Source organism: Vibrio sp. C8 (genome assembly GCF_054051265.1).
In genome coordinates this window covers 1-645 of record NZ_JBPAOE010000041.1, presented here as the reverse complement: position 1 = coordinate 645, position 645 = coordinate 1, and the positions used below count along the sequence as shown (strand labels likewise).

General features: G+C 54.1%; 1 rRNA gene. It reads right to left on the bottom strand.

What is annotated here, in order from left to right:
- Positions 1–645: ribosomal RNA gene (locus ACRQQK_RS15525) — 23S ribosomal RNA — on the bottom strand; the annotation flags it as partial.

Genomic DNA, 645 nt, shown 5'->3' with positions numbered 1-645 from the left:
ACTCATCTCAGGGCTTGCTTCCCGCTTAGATGCTTTCAGCGGTTATCAATTCCGAACTTAGCTACCGGGCAATGCTACTGGCGTAACAACCCGAACACCAGAGGTTCGTCCACTCCGGTCCTCTCGTACTAGGAGCAGCCCCCTTCAATTCTCCAACGCCCACGGCAGATAGGGACCGAACTGTCTCACGACGTTCTAAACCCAGCTCGCGTACCACTTTAAATGGCGAACAGCCATACCCTTGGGACCGACTTCAGCCCCAGGATGTGATGAGCCGACATCGAGGTGCCAAACACCGCCGTCGATATGAACTCTTGGGCGGTATCAGCCTGTTATCCCCGGAGTACCTTTTATCCGTTGAGCGATGGCCCTTCCATTCAGAACCACCGGATCACTATGACCTGCTTTCGCACCTGCTCGAATTGTCATTCTCGCAGTCAAGCGGGCTTATGCCATTGCACTAACCACACGATGTCCAACCGTGTTTAGCCCACCTTCGTGCTCCTCCGTTACTCTTTGGGAGGAGACCGCCCCAGTCAAACTACCCACCAGGCACTGTCCTCGACCCGGATAACGGGTCTGAGTTAGAACATCAAACATACAAGGGTGGTATTTCAAGGACGGCTCCACACAAACTAGCGTCTG